This window comes from Rhizobium sp. AQ_MP (assembly GCF_014237835.1).
Classification (GTDB): Bacteria; Pseudomonadota; Alphaproteobacteria; order Rhizobiales; family Rhizobiaceae; genus Allorhizobium.
The window spans coordinates 22,807-39,181 of the sequence record NZ_JACJVI010000022.1 but is presented as its reverse complement, the minus strand read 5'-3'; the positions used below and the strand labels follow the sequence as shown (position 1 = coordinate 39,181).

11 protein-coding genes are annotated in these 16,375 nt (G+C 62.9%); 8 read left to right on the top strand and 3 right to left on the bottom strand.

Annotation, left to right across the window (positions count from 1 at the left end; translation table 11 throughout):
• The first annotated feature begins 171 nt into the window (after positions 1–171).
• Together H6M51_RS22070 and rhaI are read left to right on the top strand one after the other, a co-directional pair.
• Entirely contained in the window at positions 172–2,268 is a 2,097-nt protein-coding gene (locus H6M51_RS22070) for a bifunctional rhamnulose-1-phosphate aldolase/short-chain dehydrogenase (RefSeq protein ID WP_185811968.1), read from the top strand.
• 169 nt (positions 2,269–2,437) lie between these two features.
• A complete protein-coding gene (gene rhaI, locus H6M51_RS22065; protein ID WP_185811967.1) occupies positions 2,438–3,730 on the top strand; it encodes an L-rhamnose catabolism isomerase in 1,293 nt (430 codons plus the stop codon).
• 274 nt (positions 3,731–4,004) lie between these two features.
• Here rhaI and H6M51_RS22060 read toward each other — a convergent pair whose 3' ends face one another.
• The 3 genes from H6M51_RS22060 to H6M51_RS22050 are packed head-to-tail and all read right to left on the bottom strand — an operon-like array spanning position 4,005 to position 8,746.
• Positions 4,005–5,687: a serine hydrolase gene (locus tag H6M51_RS22060; RefSeq protein ID WP_185811966.1), complete on the bottom strand. Its 1,683-nt coding sequence runs from the start codon at positions 5,685–5,687 to the stop codon at positions 4,005–4,007.
• A complete protein-coding gene (locus H6M51_RS22055; protein WP_185811965.1) occupies positions 5,687–7,072 on the bottom strand; it encodes a M17 family metallopeptidase in 1,386 nt (461 codons plus the stop codon). Before H6M51_RS22055 ends, H6M51_RS22060 begins: the two co-directional genes overlap by 1 nt.
• Before the next feature lie 6 nt (positions 7,073–7,078).
• The gene (locus H6M51_RS22050; RefSeq protein WP_185811964.1) at positions 7,079–8,746 is read right to left on the bottom strand and encodes an ABC transporter substrate-binding protein; all 1,668 of its coding nucleotides are present in this window, start codon (positions 8,744–8,746) and stop codon (positions 7,079–7,081) included.
• A gap of 178 nt (positions 8,747–8,924) precedes the next feature.
• Here H6M51_RS22050 and H6M51_RS22045 point away from each other — a divergent pair, with 178 nt between their 5' ends.
• The 6 genes from H6M51_RS22045 to H6M51_RS22020 all read left to right on the top strand — a co-directional run bounded on the left by H6M51_RS22045 (position 8,925) and on the right by H6M51_RS22020 (position 16,325).
• The gene (locus H6M51_RS22045; protein WP_185811963.1) at positions 8,925–9,887 is read left to right on the top strand and encodes an ABC transporter permease; all 963 of its coding nucleotides are present in this window, start codon (positions 8,925–8,927) and stop codon (positions 9,885–9,887) included.
• Positions 9,888–9,900: 13 nt separating this feature from the next.
• Complete coding sequence (locus tag H6M51_RS22040) at positions 9,901–10,803, top strand: ABC transporter permease (protein WP_185811962.1); 903 nt, start codon at positions 9,901–9,903, stop codon at positions 10,801–10,803.
• The gene (locus H6M51_RS22035) at positions 10,800–12,524 is read left to right on the top strand and encodes an ABC transporter ATP-binding protein (protein ID WP_185811961.1); all 1,725 of its coding nucleotides are present in this window, start codon (positions 10,800–10,802) and stop codon (positions 12,522–12,524) included. The genes H6M51_RS22040 and H6M51_RS22035 overlap by 4 nt, the downstream gene beginning before the upstream one ends.
• A 129-nt stretch (positions 12,525–12,653) precedes the next feature.
• Positions 12,654–13,997, top strand: coding sequence for an aspartate aminotransferase family protein (locus H6M51_RS22030; protein ID WP_185811960.1), 1,344 nt, complete (start codon positions 12,654–12,656; stop codon positions 13,995–13,997).
• 143 nt (positions 13,998–14,140) lie between these two features.
• On the top strand, positions 14,141–15,577 hold the full coding sequence (locus tag H6M51_RS22025) for an FGGY-family carbohydrate kinase (protein WP_185811959.1): 1,437 nt from the start codon (positions 14,141–14,143) through the stop codon (positions 15,575–15,577).
• Between the two features lie 25 nt (positions 15,578–15,602).
• The gene (locus tag H6M51_RS22020) at positions 15,603–16,325 is read left to right on the top strand and encodes a glucosamine-6-phosphate deaminase (RefSeq protein ID WP_185811958.1); all 723 of its coding nucleotides are present in this window, start codon (positions 15,603–15,605) and stop codon (positions 16,323–16,325) included.
• Positions 16,326–16,375: the final 50 nt, after the last annotated feature.

Here is a 16,375-nt window from a genome sequence, read left to right as displayed (position 1 = left end):
TGTTTTTACGCTGTCAATCAGAAACGATCAAAAATAATTATATTGCATCGCACAATGAAAAGAAATGATCGAAACTGATTGACAATCGCAGGATGGCTGCGCGATACCTGCGAACAAGAAGGAGATGAGCCGTCACCGACCGCTCATCAAAACCATTGCAGGGAGGATGTCATGACGGGCCACACCCGCCTTCTCGAAAACCGTTGGGATGATGCCCACGCGGCAAAGCTGGATGAGCCCGGCAAGCTTCTTTATCGTTCCAATCTCTTGGGCGCCGACAAGCGCATCACCAATTATGGTGGCGGCAACACCTCCGCCAAGGTGATGGAGATCGATCCGCTGACCGGTGAGAAGGTCAAGGTGCTCTGGGTCAAGGGCTCAGGCGGTGACGTCGGAACGATCAAGCTCGATGGCTTTGCGACACTCTATCAGGAGAAGCTCGAAGCCCTGAAGGGCATCTACAAGGGTGTGCATGACGAAGACCGCATGGTCGGCTTCCTGCCGCATTGCACCTTCAACCTCAATCCGCGCGCGGCCTCGATCGATACGCCGCTGCATGGTTTCGTGCCGTTCACGCATGTCGATCACATGCATCCGGACGCGATCATCGCGATTGCGGCCTCGAAGAATTCGAAGGAATTGACTGAAGAGATCTTCGGCTCGGAGATCGGCTGGCTGCCCTGGCGCCGTCCCGGTTTCCAGCTCGGCCTTGATCTTGAAGCCTTCGTGAGGGCCAATCCGACCGCCAAGGGCGTCGTGCTCGAAAGCCATGGCTTGTTCACCTGGGCAAACGACGCCAAGGATTGCTACCTGCTGACGCTCGAGATCATCAACAAGGCGATCGCGTGGTTTGCCAAGGAGACGGAAGGCAAGACGATCTTCGGCGGCGCGGTATCGCAGAGCCTGCCGGCAGAAGAGCGTCGTGCGATTGCCGCGCGCCTGATGCCCGAGATCCGCGGCCGCATCGGCAGGGCGGAGCGCAAGCTCGGCCATTTCGACGACCAGGATGCCGTGCTCGAATTCGTCAATTCGAAGAACCTGCAGCCGCTGGGCAGCCTTGGTACCTCTTGCCCCGACCATTTCCTGCGCACCAAGATCCGACCGCTGATCGTCGATTTCGATCCGGCAAAGCCGGATGTCGATGCGGTTCTTGCCGGTCTGGACAAGGCGCTCGAAGCCTATCGCGCCGACTACACCCGCTACTACGATACCTGCAAACACGATAATTCGCCTGCGATCCGCGATCCGAACCCGGTGATCTTTCTGGTTCCGGGCGTGGGTATGCTGTCCTTTGCCAAGGACAAAGCGACGGCCCGCATTGCCGGTGAATTCTACGTCAACGCTATCAACGTCATGCGCGGGGCCTCGACGGTTTCCGAGTATCAGGGTCTGGGGGAGCAGGAAGCTTTCGACATCGAATACTGGCTGCTCGAAGAGGCAAAGTTGCAGCGCATGCCGAAGCCGAAGAGCCTGGCCGGCCGCGTTGCCTTCGTCACCGGTGGCGCGGGTGGTATCGGTCGGGCAACCGCCGACAGGCTGATGGCGGAAGGCGCCTGCGTGGTGCTGGCCGATATTGATGCTGTGGCACTGGAGCAGACCGTCGCCGACTTCTCGAAGAGATATGGTGCGGACGTGGTCCGTTCCGTCCAGCTCGACGTGACGCGTGAGGATGCGGTTATCCGTGCGTTCGCCGAAACCTGTGTGGAATTTGGCGGCGTGGACATTCTCGTGTCGAATGCCGGGATCGCCTCGTCGGCGCCGGTCGAAGACACGACGCTTGCCATGTGGGACAAGAATATCAGCATCCTCGCCACCGGCTATTTCCTCGTTTCCCGCGAGGCCTTCCGCCTGTTCCGGCGTCAGAAGCTTGGCGGCAACGTTGTCTTCGTTGCGTCGAAGAACGGGCTTGCCTCATCGCCGAATGCGTCCGCCTATTGCACGGCGAAAGCTGCCGAGATCCATCTCGCCCGGTGCCTGGCGCTCGAAGGTGCGGAAGCTGGCATCCGCGTGAACACCGTCAATCCCGATGCCGTGCTGCGCGGTTCGAAGATATGGAACGGCGAGTGGCGCGAGCAGCGTGCGGCCTCCTCGAAGATCGAAGTCACTGATCTCGAGGAGCATTATCGCAACCGCTCGATGCTGAAGCTGAATGTCTTCCCGGAAGACATTGCCGAAGCCATCTACTTCCTGGCGTCGGACCTTTCCGCGAAATCGACCGGCAACATCATCAATGTCGATGCCGGCAACGCCCAGAGTTTCACCCGCTGACCTCCCAAGAGCCTCGTGGCGGTTTCGCCGCGAGGCTGTCAGCCGCTCTCTCGGGCGATTGGATGAAATGGGGTGTGGAGGAGAGGGGCGGTTGCGCCCCTCGCATGATGTCCCCTGAAATGCGACAGATGCGCTGAAGCACGGTTCTTCATGCGCGAAGGAGGATCAAATGACCGAGACCCGGATCGCCGCAGATATCATCGCGGCAGAAAACGAGCGTCGTCAGAGCGCCCATCAGAGCGACTATGAGGCGCTGGGCGCCAGGCTTTCCCGTCAGTCGATCGACATCGAGGCCATAACGGCGAAGGTGGCGGACTTCTTCGTTGCCGTTCCCTCCTGGGGCGTCGGCACAGGCGGCACGCGCTTTGCCCGCTTTCCCGGTCTCGGGGAGCCGCGGCATATCTTCGACAAGCTCGACGACTGCGGCGTGATCCAGCAGTTGACCCGCGCAACGCCAACCGTCTCGCTGCATATCCCTTGGGACAAGGCCGCCCCGAAGGAGTTGAAGGCCAAGGCCGGTATGCTCGGGCTCGGCTTCGACGCGATGAACTCGAACACCTTCTCGGATGGTGCCGATCAGGCGCATTCCTACAAGTTCGGTTCGCTCAGCCATGTGGACGCAGCGACCCGTCGCCAGGCGGTCGAGCACAATATCGAATGCATCGAACTCGGTTCCGCACTCGGCTCCAAGGCGCTGACGGTGTGGATCGGCGACGGTTCCAACTTCCCCGGGCAGAGCAATTTCACCCGCCAGTTCGAGCGGTATCTCGATGCGATGCGGGACATCTACAAGGCGCTGCCGGATGACTGGCGGCTGTTCTCAGAGCACAAGATGTACGAGCCGGCCTTCTATTCAACGGTCGTGCAGGACTGGGGCACCAACTATCTGATCGCCCAGACGCTCGGTGAGAAGGCCTATTGCCTCGTCGACCTCGGCCATCATGCGCCGAACACTAACATTGAAATGATCGTCGCGCGCCTCATCCAGTTCGGCAAGCTTGGCGGCTTCCACTTCAACGACTCGAAATATGGGGATGACGATCTGGATGCCGGTTCGGTCGAGCCCTACCGCCTCTTCCTCGTCTTCAACGAACTTGTCGATGCCGAGCATCGCGGCGTGAAGGGCTTCCACCCGGCGCATATGATCGACCAGAGCCACAATGTGACGGACCCGATCGAGAGCCTGATTGCAAGCGCCAACGAGATCCGCCGCGCCTATGCGCAGGCGCTTCTGGTCGATCGTGCTGCGCTCGAAGGTTACCAGTCCGACAATGACGCGCTGATGGCAACGGAGACGCTGAAGCGTGCCTATCGCACCGATGTCGAGCCGATCCTGGCCGAGGCGCGCCGTCGGGCCGGTGGTGCGATCGACCCTGTCGCGACCTATCGTGCGAGCGGCTACCGGGCCCGCGTTGCCGCCGAACGTCCGGCGGTCAAGGGTGGCTCGGGCGGGATCGTCTGAGGTTGTTGGGCCTTTAGGTCTCCCAGCGTAGGATCCATAATCGTACTTGTTCCGCAAAAGACTAGCTTCGGCCCTCTCGACGCGGTCTTTATGCAAGTCTCTGTGCAATCAGGTCCCGCAACCAGTTCGAGTATAAATCAATTACCGCCTCCGCATAACCGGGGGCGGTTTTGCGTTTGTACGCCACAAAACCGGGCAAGGCCGCGCAGGCCGCGACCATAACCTTTGCCCGGATCTAGAGTGCCGCCCGACCACGGCGAGCAGGGCTCTCGTCCTAGCCCAGCGACATGCGGGAATAGCGGCAACTGTCGCGGTAGACGGTGACAGGGCGGCCGTCGCAGGTCGCGGCGATCCGCAGCCGTTCGGGCAGGCGCGGATCGGCGCCAATGCGGAACAGGTTCTCGCCGATCGGGACGAGTTCCATATCGGGATCGGGTCCCTCCACCCCGCCCGGCGAAATCAGAAAGGGACGGCCCTCGCGTAGCACGATGCGGAATGTGGGGCACCACGGGGAATAGCTGCGATATCGGCCGACGAGGGCGGCGTGCTGCGGGTGCGGCGTTGTCGCCGGAAGGGCATGGGCCGCGCCGACCGGCCGGTAGAGCCGCCCACCGAAGCTCCATGTGCGGCTTAGACGGTCGAAGCTGAGGTGGAAGCGCTCCATGGCCGGATGGTCGGTCGTGAGGCGCGAGCCCCAGCCGCGATAGACGGCACCGCTGGCCCCATCGGCCGTGAGCATCAGGCGTCCTTCCGCCACGGCGATGTCGATCGACTGCGGGCCGTCGTCAGGGCCGGCAGCGGAGACGAAGCGGCCGACCATGGCCTCATTATAGGTGGCGCAATCGGTGCCGAAGACGAGATCGAGACGGCCGGCAAGCGGCTGGCCGTGCAACAGGGCCGCATGGACGTGGCGGGCCAGCGTCTCGCCGGCGGCATAGCAGCCATTGGCGTTAGTCAAGACGATGATACCGAGGCCGGCCGTACGATCGATGAGCATGAAGCTCGAGTGGCCGATCATGCCGCCGCCATGGCTCAAGCATTGGTTGCCGCCGGTCGTTTCGACATTGATGCCGTAGCCATAGCGGCTTTCACCGACTGGCAAACCTCCGAAATCCTCGACGCCACCTTCGCCCGCATGGGCGAGGTCGGTCGTGGCACGCTCGAGCACGGCTGGGGCGATGGCCTCAACCCCGTCTATCCGGCCGTCATTCAAAAGCGCCGTCATCAGCCGCGTCATGTCCCGGCTGGAGGCGGCGATGCTGCCGTCGCCGCCTTCGGCCTCCACCCAGGGTGCGGCGGCCAGAGTGAGGCCCGGGCGCCAGGGAATGTCGTCGCGAGCCGGCTGGCTGCCGGTGGCGACGCGGGTGCGGATGGCGGTGTCCAGCCGGGCGCTGCCATCCACCATGCCTAGGGGGGCGAGGAGCGTGGCCGCGGCGTGATCGGTGGCGTGGCGGCTGGCAAGGGCTGTGATGATGAGGCCAAGGATGTTGTAGCCGAGGTTGGAATAGTGGAAGAAGCTGCCGGGCGGGCTGGCCGTCAGGCTGTCGCGCAGGCTGAAGACCTGGGCCAACTCGTCCGGCGGATCATCCGCCCCCTTCACGAGGCCGGCCGTGTGGTGCAGAAGGTGGCGCAGTGTCGGTTCGCCATGGTCCGAGCCGATCGCCAGCCATGGAAGGATGGACGAGGCCCTGTCGTCCGGCGTCAGGCGGCCTTCTTCCATCAGGGCTGACAGCATCAGGCCAGTGAAGAACTTGCTGATCGACCCGATCAGAAAGGGCGTGCGCGCCGTGATCTCCCGACCGTCGAAATCGCGGCCGAAGGGCAGGTGCGCTGCCATCCCGTCTGCGGTGACCACGCCGACAATGCCGCCAGTGAGGGGCCACTGGCCCGGCAGCTTTGCATAGGTTGCGGCCAGCGTCTCGAGTAGCGGACCATGGGAAAAATCGGTGAGGGACATCAGGCCTCGTCGCACAGAAGCCGGATCAATGCCCGTAGCGGCGCGCCGGTCGCCCCTTCCGGCCACGGACCGGTGTCCCTCAGCAGATAGGCGTTGGAGCCATTGTCGATATGGACCCACGGGATTCCCGCGGTGAACTGATCGAGATAGCAGGCGGCCACCTGCCCGGTATCGGGTTCGCCGACCAGCGTGTTGCGGCGATCGGCGATGCGGGAGGCAAGCATCGTGTCACGCTCGAGGCGCAGCGGCAGATGCCAGCCGGGATCACCGGCAAGGGCGCCAGCGCGGGTCACGCGGTCTGCGAACTGAGCGTTGTTCGACCAGAGGCCCCACATTTCCCCGCCGACACCGCCGCCATCGCTGAGCGTACCGACATCGATGAGGGCGCGGACCTTCTGCCGGGCAAGAAAGGCCAGTGCATCGGCAAGCAGCAGGCGGCCCTCGCAATCGGTATCGACGACCTCCGTCGTGCTGGCATCGGGATGGCGGACCCGGTCGCCCGGCCGCAGCGCCCGGCCGGAGGGCATGTTCTCCACCATGGGCAGGACGGCAATCACCGCCGGCGCGCGCTTCAGCGCCACGGCGGCGAAGAGTGCGCCGGCCACGGCGGCAGCACCGGCCATGTCGCTCTTCATATAGCCGATTTCCTCAAGGTCGCGTTTGAGATTGAGGCCGCCCGTATCGAAGGTGACGCCCTTGCCGGCAAGGCCGAGCGGATGGTCGCTCTTGCCGGTGCGCAGCACCACGAGGCGCGGGCTGGCGTCCGAGCCACGGCCGACGCCGAGCGTTGCGCCGAAGCCCTCGGCTTCTAGGCGTTGCGCGTCCCAGATCTCCGCTGCGATGTCGAGCGCGGCGGCCTGCGCCGCAACCTCCGTGGCAAGATCGTCCGGGCGAAGCTCGCCGGCGGGGCGCTCGACAAGATCGCGCGCCCAGTTGGTCCAGTGGGCAAGGATCGCCGCGGTCTCGGCCGCTTTCGTATGGGCGGTCAGATCAACTTCCGGAGACAGAAAAAAACGCAGAGCCGGGCCGGACGCTTTCTGCGGTCGGAAGCAGCCGAGCGCGATGCCCTCGCATAGCGCTGTCATGGCTTCCGGCTTCAGGCGTGGCAGATGCCGCAGGTCCACGGTCAGCGCCGTCTCGTCAGCGGTCAGGCGACCCAGACGCAGCCCGCAGTCGCGATAAAGTGCGGAGGCACTGTCAGCATCGATCCCGACACTGAATAGCCGCTGGCGGGTGCCGCTCGGAGTAAGCACGAGAGCGGCATCGACTTTGCCGGCATCCGGCAAGAGACCGGTGGCGCGGATCGAAGCCGCCCCCGAGGGGGCGGCGAGCAGCGCATCGGCCACACCGATGCTGTCATCGGCCGTTTCGATGGTGAGGTGCACCGATGCTTACTCCTTGTGAACGTTCAGAAGCGTGTCGACCGAGAGGTTGTTGACCGAGCCGACCATTGGCGAGGGGACGAAACCCTTCCAGGCCGGATCATGGGCTTCCAGGGTCTGGGGATAGACGATGACGATATAGGGCCGGTCACGATAGGCAATGGCCTGCATTTCGTTGATCACCTTGGCACGCTCGGCTCGATCACTCAGTTGCGCCTGCTTGAGGTAGAGCGTGTCGTAGTCAGGGTTGCAATAACCGCTGTCACTGTTGTTGCGCCGCTGGCCGCAGGTCAGCACGCTCAGAATGAAATCCGGATCGAGCGGCGGCACCCACAGCCACATGGCGATGTCGAAATTTCTGTAGTTCTGGTCTTCGCCCATGATCGCGGCATTGGCCGCATCGGAGTCCATCTTGCGCTGGACAAGGCGAATGCCAAGTTTTTCGTAGCTTGCCTGGATGATCTTGAAGGTGCGGTCGCCTGCGCCGGCTACTTCGGTCGGAAAGATAACCTCGTAGTCCATCGGCACACCCTCTGCTACACGAATGCCATCGGCACCCTTGGAGTAGCCGAGTTCGTCGAGAATGGCATTGGCCTTGTCGAGGTCGTAGCCGACGGAGGCGATCGACTCGTCATGCCAACCGGTGGCGGGTGCGACGATCGTGGTGCCCGGTTCGGCAAAGCCGAGCCAAACCTGCTTGACGATGGCCTCGCGGTCGATGCCAAGTTCGAGGGCTTCGCGGACTTTCGGGTTCAAAAGCTCTCTATGATTGGTCTTTTCCGGATTGGTGTTGACGATCATCTCGTGGAAACCGGTGCTCGGTGCGGATTCGATCACCATGCCGGCGGCTTTCAGCGAATCCACCGCCGTTGGCGAAATCGTCTGGCCGACCATGTCCAACTGGCCGGAGGTCAACGCCGAGACCATCGTATCGCTGTTGGCAAACATCTGCAGGCCGAAGCCGCCGATCTTCGGCTTGGTCTCTCCCCACCAGTTGGGATTGGCCTTGAACAATGCGAGCTGGTTCTTCTTGTAGCCCGAGAGCATGAAAGGGCCGCCGGACACCCAGGGGGCCGCGTTCTCGAAGCTGTCGATCTCCGATCCGTCTTCGCCGGCGACCTCCGACCAGACATGCGCCGGCAGGATGGGTACGGCCTGCATCTTTACCGGCACGTCGCCGGCCGGGCCGTCATAGGTCAGCACCAGCGTCGTGTCGTCGGTGGCCTCGGCACTCTTCAGGTGGCTCAGCCAGCCTGCAAACTTGCCGGTCGTGCTTTCCCGGTATTTGACAATCATCGAATAAGTGAAAGCCGCATCCCTCGCCGTCAGCGGTTCACCGTCCGACCACCGGGCGTCCTTCCTGGTGTGAAAGGTCCAGACCGACCCATCCGCGGAGGCCGTCCAGTCCGTCGCGAAATAGGGGACGATCTTCAGCTTGGCATCATAAACCGTGAGGAATGGGTAGCCATATTGATAAGCGATACTGCTGTAATCGGAGCTGGCCACGAAGGGGTTGAGGGAATCGATCGGCTGGCTGATGCCGATGCGCAGCACCTCGGCTGCAAAGGCCCCAGCCGTCGGAAGGCTGACGGTCGTCGCAAAGGCGAAGACAGCAGCGCCCATCAGGGTTTTGAGCCTTCCAAACCGGCCGCGGGAGAATGAAGCTGACGATGTCATGGGATCCCTCTTTTTGTTGCCTTAATTTGTCATCTTATAGTCTCTAGGGCGCCGTGGCGATGCTGGCCGCTTTCTAAGGTGCCATGCCGGGACGCAGGCCTCGCGACGTGGCTTGACTTGCTTTCATTATGCTTATTATACTGACTAGAATGAGTCAATAGAACGAGGGAGAGGGCCTTTGCTCAGCCTTGCCTATGTGGCGCGGCGCCTCGTCGCGGCGGCGGTAACGATCCTTGTGGCTGTTACCCTGAATTTTCTACTGTTCCGGGTATTGCCGGGCAATGCCGTGACGCATATTTCGCGCATTCCGAATGCCTCGGCCGAGATGCGTAAGGCGCTTGAGATCAAGTTCGGGCTGGACAAGCCGATCTTCGACCAGTTTCTGATCTATCTGCGCGAAATGGCGCACGGCAATCTCGGCATTTCCTATGCCAACCGGCAGCCGGTTTTCGATAATCTGCTGGAAGCCTTCTCTAATACCATTCCCATGGTCGCGACCGGCGTCGTGCTGGCGCTGGCGCTCGGTCTTGTCGTCGGCACGATTGCCGCAACGCGCCGCAATGGGCCGATCGACCATCTCCTGACGGGCTCGGCGGTGTTGGCCTATGCCTTCCCGACCCAGTTTCTTGGGCTGATAATGGTGATCTTCTTTTCCGGTATGCTTCCGGCGGCGGGCATGGCTGACCCCTTCCTGATGGAAGACGGCTGGTGGCCCGTGCTTGAGGACCGGCTCCGGCACATGGTTCTTCCTGTCGCGACCCTCGTTTTGACACTCTTTGCGGAAAACGCCCTCATCACCCGCTCGTCCATGCTGGAGACGCTGGGCGAGGATTACATCCTGACGGCGCGGGCCAAGGGTGTGCCACGTCGGCGCATCATCCTCAAGCACGCGCTGCGCAATGCGCTTCTGCCGATCGTCACCATGTCGGCACTCTCGCTCGGCTCGATCGTGTCCGGCGCCATCCTGGTGGAGGTCATCTTCTCCTGGCCGGGCATCGGGCGCACGCTCTACGATGCGGTGCTCAACCGCGACTATCCGATGCTGCAGGGCGGCTTCCTCGCCATTACCGTCGTGGTCACCCTGCTCAATCTTGGCGCCGATCTTCTGCACTTCGTGCTCGATCCGCGCGTACGGGCCTGAGGGAGAAACCATCATGAGCGCCAAGCGTGTTTCCCGATCCTTCCTCTGGCTGATCGACAGGCCCGGCCTTCTGGTCGGGGCGATGATCCTGTCGGGCTTTGCCTTGCTGACGATCGGCGCACCATGGATCATTCCCTATTCGATCTTCGAACCGAGCTGCGGCGTGTTCGAAGCGCCGTCGGCAGCCCATTGGTTTGGTTGCGACGATGGCGGCATCGATGTGTTCAGTCTCACTATCTATGGCGGACGCATCTCCATCATGGTTGGCGTTTCAGCCAGCCTGATCGCGATCTGCGTCGGGGCACTCGTCGGCATCCTTGCCGGCTATTTCGGCGGCATCGTCGATGCCATCCTGATGGCCATCACCGACTACTTGCTCGTCATTCCGCAGATCGTGCTGATGATCGTCGTGGCATCGGTCTGGAGTCCGTCGATCGATCACGTCGTTCTCGTCATCGGTCTTTTGATGTGGACATCCGTGGCGCGGCTGATCCGCTCCCAGGTCAAGTCCATGCGTGAGCGCGTCTTCGTGCGGCGGGCGGAAGCCAATGGCGCAGGCCATCTGCACATCATCCTTCGCCACATTCTGCCGCAGATCGGCCCGTTGCTGGCCGCCAACTGGGTGCTGGCCATCACGGTGGCGATCTTCAACGAAACCGCACTCGCCTTCCTGGGTCTTTCGGATTCCAACGTGGTGACGTGGGGGACAATCATGGAGCATGCCTTTAACCGATCCGCAGTCAGTGCCGGTGCCTGGTGGGCCATCGTGCCGGCCGGGTCCGCAGTCGCTCTGCTCGTGATCGGCTGCTATCTCGTTGGCCGCTCCATCGAGGACAGTCTCAATCCGCGTCTAGCGGTTTCCTATCTGTCGACCCGCAGCTGGCGGCTGCGCGCATCCGGGGAGAATGGACAATGAACGCTGCACCTGCCTCCCTTTCCCCGTTGTCCGGACCCCCGACCGGGGGGCGCGAGCCACTGTTGCGGGTCGAAAGGCTGAATGTCTGGTACGGCGCCCGCGACGCGGGAAGCCGCGCCCGCATCCAGGTGCTGCATGATGTCTCCTTCGATCTGATGCCTGGCGAGCGGCTGGGGTTGATCGGCGAATCCGGCTCCGGCAAGACGACGATTGCATCCGCATGCATGGGGCTTCTGGCCTCCTCCGCCGAAGCTTCAGGTCGCATACTCCTGGAAGGACGGAATATTCTGGCAGACGGCGAGGCTTCGGTCGCGCCGCATCGCTGGAAGGACATTGCCATGGTGTTCCAAGGCGCGATGAACGCCTTTAACCCGGTTCGCAGCATAGGCTGGCAGATCGCCGAGGCGATGGAAGTGCAGGACATGCCGCGCGGCCGGTTCGGCCTCCAGCGTGTCGGGGAGCTCCTGGAATTGGTGGGCATTCCGGCCGCCCAGGCGACAAGTTATGCGCACGAATTTTCCGGTGGCATGCGCCAGCGCGCGATGATCGCCATGGCGCTTGCCTGCTCGCCCAAGGTGCTGCTGGCGGACGAGCCGACAACGGCGCTCGATGTGATGGTGCAGCGGCAGGTGCTGGATCTCCTGGTCGATCTCAGTCGCAAGCTGGACCTCGGGGTCATCCTTGTTACCCACGATCTCGGCGTCGTGGCGGAGGCCTGCACGCGCGCGGTGGTGATGCTGAACGGGCGCGCCGTCGAAACCGGGCCCACCGCCGACCTGTTTCACCGGCCGACCCATGCCTATACGGCTGAGCTCCTCAAGGCTTCGCCACGCTTTGAGACCCGGCTGAAGGATGGTGCCGCCGGGCTGCCGCCGGTGCAGGTCTCGCCGAGAATGCCGCTGCTTACCATCGACGGACTGACGGTCGATTATGCGCAGCGCCCCAGTTTCCGTGAGATGGTGACGGGACGTCGACCGGCGCCACGCGCCGTCGTCAAGAGGCTGGACCTGACGGTTGCGGCCGGCGAGCTCGTTGCGCTTGTCGGACGTTCGGGTTGCGGCAAGACGTCAACGCTGCAAAGCGTCATGCGGATGCAGCCGTCCAGCGCAGGCCGTATCCTCTTCGACGGCCAGGACATCACGGCCCTGAAGGGGCGGGCGTTGCGCCGCGTTCGCCGGGATATCCAGATGATCTATCAGGACCCTTACGAATCCCTCGATAGCCGTTTCCGGGTCGTCGATACCGTGATGGAGCCGCTCGAAATCCATGGGATTGGCAGCAGCAGGGCCGAGCGGATGTCGCTGGTCCGCCAGGCGCTGGAGCGAGTCGGGCTGACGCCCGTCGACGATTTCCTGAGGCGCTATCCGCACGAGCTGTCCGGGGGGCAACGCCAGCGCGTGGCAATCGCTGCCGGGGTCGTCCTTTCGCCCAAGCTCATTCTTGCGGATGAGCCGACATCCATGCTCGACGTCTCCATCCGCAGCGGCATTCTCGACCTTCTCGTCGGCCTTTGCCGGGAGGGCGGACTTTCCGTGCTGATGATCACCCATGATCTGTCGACCGCTGCGAGCTATGCTGACCGCATCGCCGTGATGCATGAAGGCCGTATAATCGAGGAGGGGCCTGCACTCGATATTGCCCTTGCCCCCAAGGCGCAACACACACGCGACCTTCTCGCGGCCGTACCGCGCATCACTCCAGAAACCACCAGCCAAGCCTGAAGAAAAAAACAGAGCGGAAAGCACTGTCTGTTGACCTCTGCTCAGACTCATTATACACAGTATAAATAATACGGATTTAGCCTGCTGGTACGTACAATGCAGGCGTCATTGTATGCAATGGAGAAAGACATGCCTGTCGACGCTTATTCCAGTTCTCGTTACGACAAGAGCCGGGAGCTCTTTGAGCGATCCTGCCAGGTCATCCCGGGTGGGGTGAACTCCACGGCCCGCGCCACTTGGTCGGGCTGGCTGCCGCACCCGCTCTTCGTCGATCGCGGCGAAGGCTCGCGCGTGTGGGATGCCGACGGCAACGAATACATCGATTACCTCATCGGGCTTGGCCCGATGCTGCTCGGGCATCGTCCTGAGAAGGTGACGGAAGCAGTGGTGCGCGCTATCCGTGAGATGGGTACCGTCTTTGCGATGCCCAGTGCGCCGGAAACCGAGCTGGCCCACAAGCTTATCGCAGCGGTACCCTCGTTGGAGCAGGTGCGCCTGTGCAACACCGGCACGGAAGCTGTTCTCTACAGCGTCCGCCTGGCCCGTGCCTTCACCGGCCGCAAGAAAATCATCCGCTTTGAAGGCATGTATCACGGCTTTTCTGACGTCGTGTACTGGAGCAAGCATCCCGACCCCGAGACGTCAGGCCCGGATTCGGCGCCCCGCCCCATTCCCCAGGGGCCGGGCATGCCGGACGGCATTTCCGATGGTCTGATCATCCTGCCCTGGAACGACATCGATGTGCTGCGCGCGGTCATCGAGCGGGAAGGTGACAATATCGCGGCCGTGCTGACCGAGCCGGTCATGTGCAATACGGGCTGCATCCTGCCGCATCCCGGCTATCTGGAAGCCATGCGCGAGCTGACCGCCAAGCATGGCATCCTGCTCATCTTCGACGAAGTCATCACCGGCTTCCGTCTCGCCCTCGGCGGAGCCCAGGCCCGCCTCGGCGTCACGCCTGACCTGTCCACCTTTGCCAAGGGCATCGGCGGCGGCTTCCCGGTCGCGGCCATGGGCGGGCGCAAGGACATCATGGCGCTGGTGGCCGACGGGCGTGTTTCGATCGCGGGCACCTATGCGGGCAATACGATCGCCGTCTCCTCCGCCAATGCAACGCTCGACATCCTCTCGCAGCCCGGCTTCTACAATTCCCTTGATGCCGTATCCGATCGCCTGCGCCACGGCCTGATCGAGGTCTTCAACAGTGCCGGTATCTCCACGCGGGTCGTCGGCATGGGGGCAGTCTATCAGGTCTGGTTTACCGAACATGACATCCATAACTACCGGGATGCCGCCCGCCATGCCAACCACGACCTCTTCCGCATCTGGTGGGAAGGCATGCTTGATCGCGGTATCCTGTTCCATCCCGGCGCTTTCGAGAACCTGTTCATCACCTTCGCCCATACCAATGAAGATGTGGACCGGACGCTGGATGCCGCACGCGAAGTGGCCAAGCTAATCCGCGCGGCCTGATCAGCGCGACGTGGCCACTGCGGCTTTGACTTCACCCCTGACCGGCAGCGGCACGCCGGGCGGGTGCTCAGTCGACAGGCCTCGCAGCGGCCGTGAAGTTTGCTATGACGCGTTCAGACGGGATGACGGAAGGTTTGGTGAGCATGACGCAGTGGCGTTTGGGAATCGATCTCGGTACTTCGGCCCTCAAGCTCGTGGTGCTGGATGGCGAGGGTTGCGTGCGCGGCGAAAGCGGCAGCGCCTATCCCACGGTCTCGAACACGCCCGGACAGGCCGAGCAGGATCCGCAGCACTGGCTGCGGGCTCTCCGTCAGGCGATCGCAGCACTGCCTGGGGACTGCGTTTCCCGGATCGGCGCCATTTCAGTTGCGGGGCAGATGCCGACCCTCGTTTGCCTAGACGCGCACGGCCACAGTATCGGGCCTGCCATCACCTGGCAGGACGGGCGCGCCGACGCCATGGCGGCGGAAAGGCTGAAGGACGGACTGCATGCGACTGTCTACGCCCGTACCGGCATGCCGGTGGATGGTCGCTATCTCGCCCCGCAGTTCCTGCATCATTTCCGTGACCGGCGTGGTGATGTGAAGCGCATTCTTTCGGCCAAGGACTACCTTGTGCATGCGCTGACCGGCCGTGCCGTGACGGACCCCTCGACTGCTGCCGGCTATGGTGTCTACGCATTGGAAACCGAGAGCTGGGACGCCGACCTCTGCGATATCTGGGATTTGCCGATGTCGCTGCTGCCGGTGCTCTTGCCAACCACGATGGTCGCCGGAACCGTCTTGCCGGCCTCGGCGTCGGACTTTTCGCTTCCGGTCGGCATTCCCGTTTATACCGGCGCGGCGGATTCGGCGGCCGGTGCCTACGCCATGACAGGGCTGAATGCCAACAGTGCCTCGATCGCTATGGGATCCAGCGCCATCATCTTCGGCGCGACGCCGGCAAGCCATCTCGATCCGAAGTCGCGTTATCTTCTAACTCCGCATGTTTCAGCCGGGTGGTATGGGCGGGAGATGGATCTGCTCTCCACCGGCATCGGTTTTGCCTGGCTCGGCCGAATGTTCGGCCTGACGACGGAAGCGCTGGAAGTCGAAGCCCTGACCAGTCCACCCGGTGCCCGTGGAGTGACCTGTGCGCCCTACATGACCGGTGGCGGCGAGCAGGGCGCCCTGTGGGACACATCGCTGACGGGCGTCTTCCATGGCCTCAGTGTTGCGAGTAGTCGGGCCGATCTGGCCCGCGCCTATCTTGAGGGTGTGATCTTCGAGGTGCGTCGTTGCCTCGACGTTCTGTCGGAAACTTGGCCGGTAAGGCAGGTGATGCTGTCGGGGCGGCTGTCGCGCAATCCCGCACTCGTGCAGATGTTTGCCGATGGCAGTGGCCGCTCTGTCCAGGTTTTCGGCTACGAGTCCTCTGCCGCTATCGGCGCTGCGGCACTTGCGGGCGAGCCATTGGCGGTGCGGCTGCCTGATGCCACCGTCTATCGCCCCGGCGCCGCTGCGGCTTTCCATGAGCGCGCCTATGCCGGCTTCCTGTCGCGTTATCCGGTCATTGCCCGCCGCGGGCCAGAGGCCATTTGAGCCCATCTTGCGAGACGAGACTGTCATGAAAGTTCTGGATTTTTCGACACGGGCGGCCATGGACGAGGCTGCGGCCGAGTATGTGGCATCAATCCTGGCTGAAAAGCCCACCGCCGTTCTTGCGCTGCCGACCGGGGAGACGCCGCTTGGCCTCTACCGCAGGCTGGCCACGCGGCAGGCCAAGGGTACTATCGATCTGCATGCGGCCCGTTTCTTCAATCTCGACGAGTTTGAGGGCAAGGGGCTTGCCGATCCCGACAGTTATGCCAGCTTCCTCATGGCCAACGCCTTCGGCCCTCTGGCCATCGGCCCCGAAAGGCTCCGACTCCTGCGCGGTGACGCACCGGATGCCGAGGCTGAATGCCAGGCTTATGACGCGGCAATCGCGGCGGCTGGAGGCCTCGATCTCGCCATTCTCGGCCTCGGCCGCAACGGCCACGTGGCCTTCAACGAACCCGGTGACGACTGGGGCCTTGAAACGCATCGGGTGCGGCTGACTGAGAGCACGCGTGCCGCACAGAGCAGCCTCTATAGGCGCGCCGAAGATGTCCCCACCCATGGACTGACCATGGGCGTTGCGACCGTCCTGAGAGCCCGCAAGCTCCTGCTGCTTGTCTGCGGCCGGGGCAAGGATGAGGCGCTGAAGGCGCTCCTGGCGGGCGAGGCAGACCCGGCCCGCTCTGTGACGGCGCTCGTCTCCCACCCCGATTTGACTGTTCTTCGCGACCTTTCGTCGGTCGCGAGCTGAAATCCTGCCGTCCGGCACCGTATGAGTGCTTTTCCAACGTGTCTCGGCGT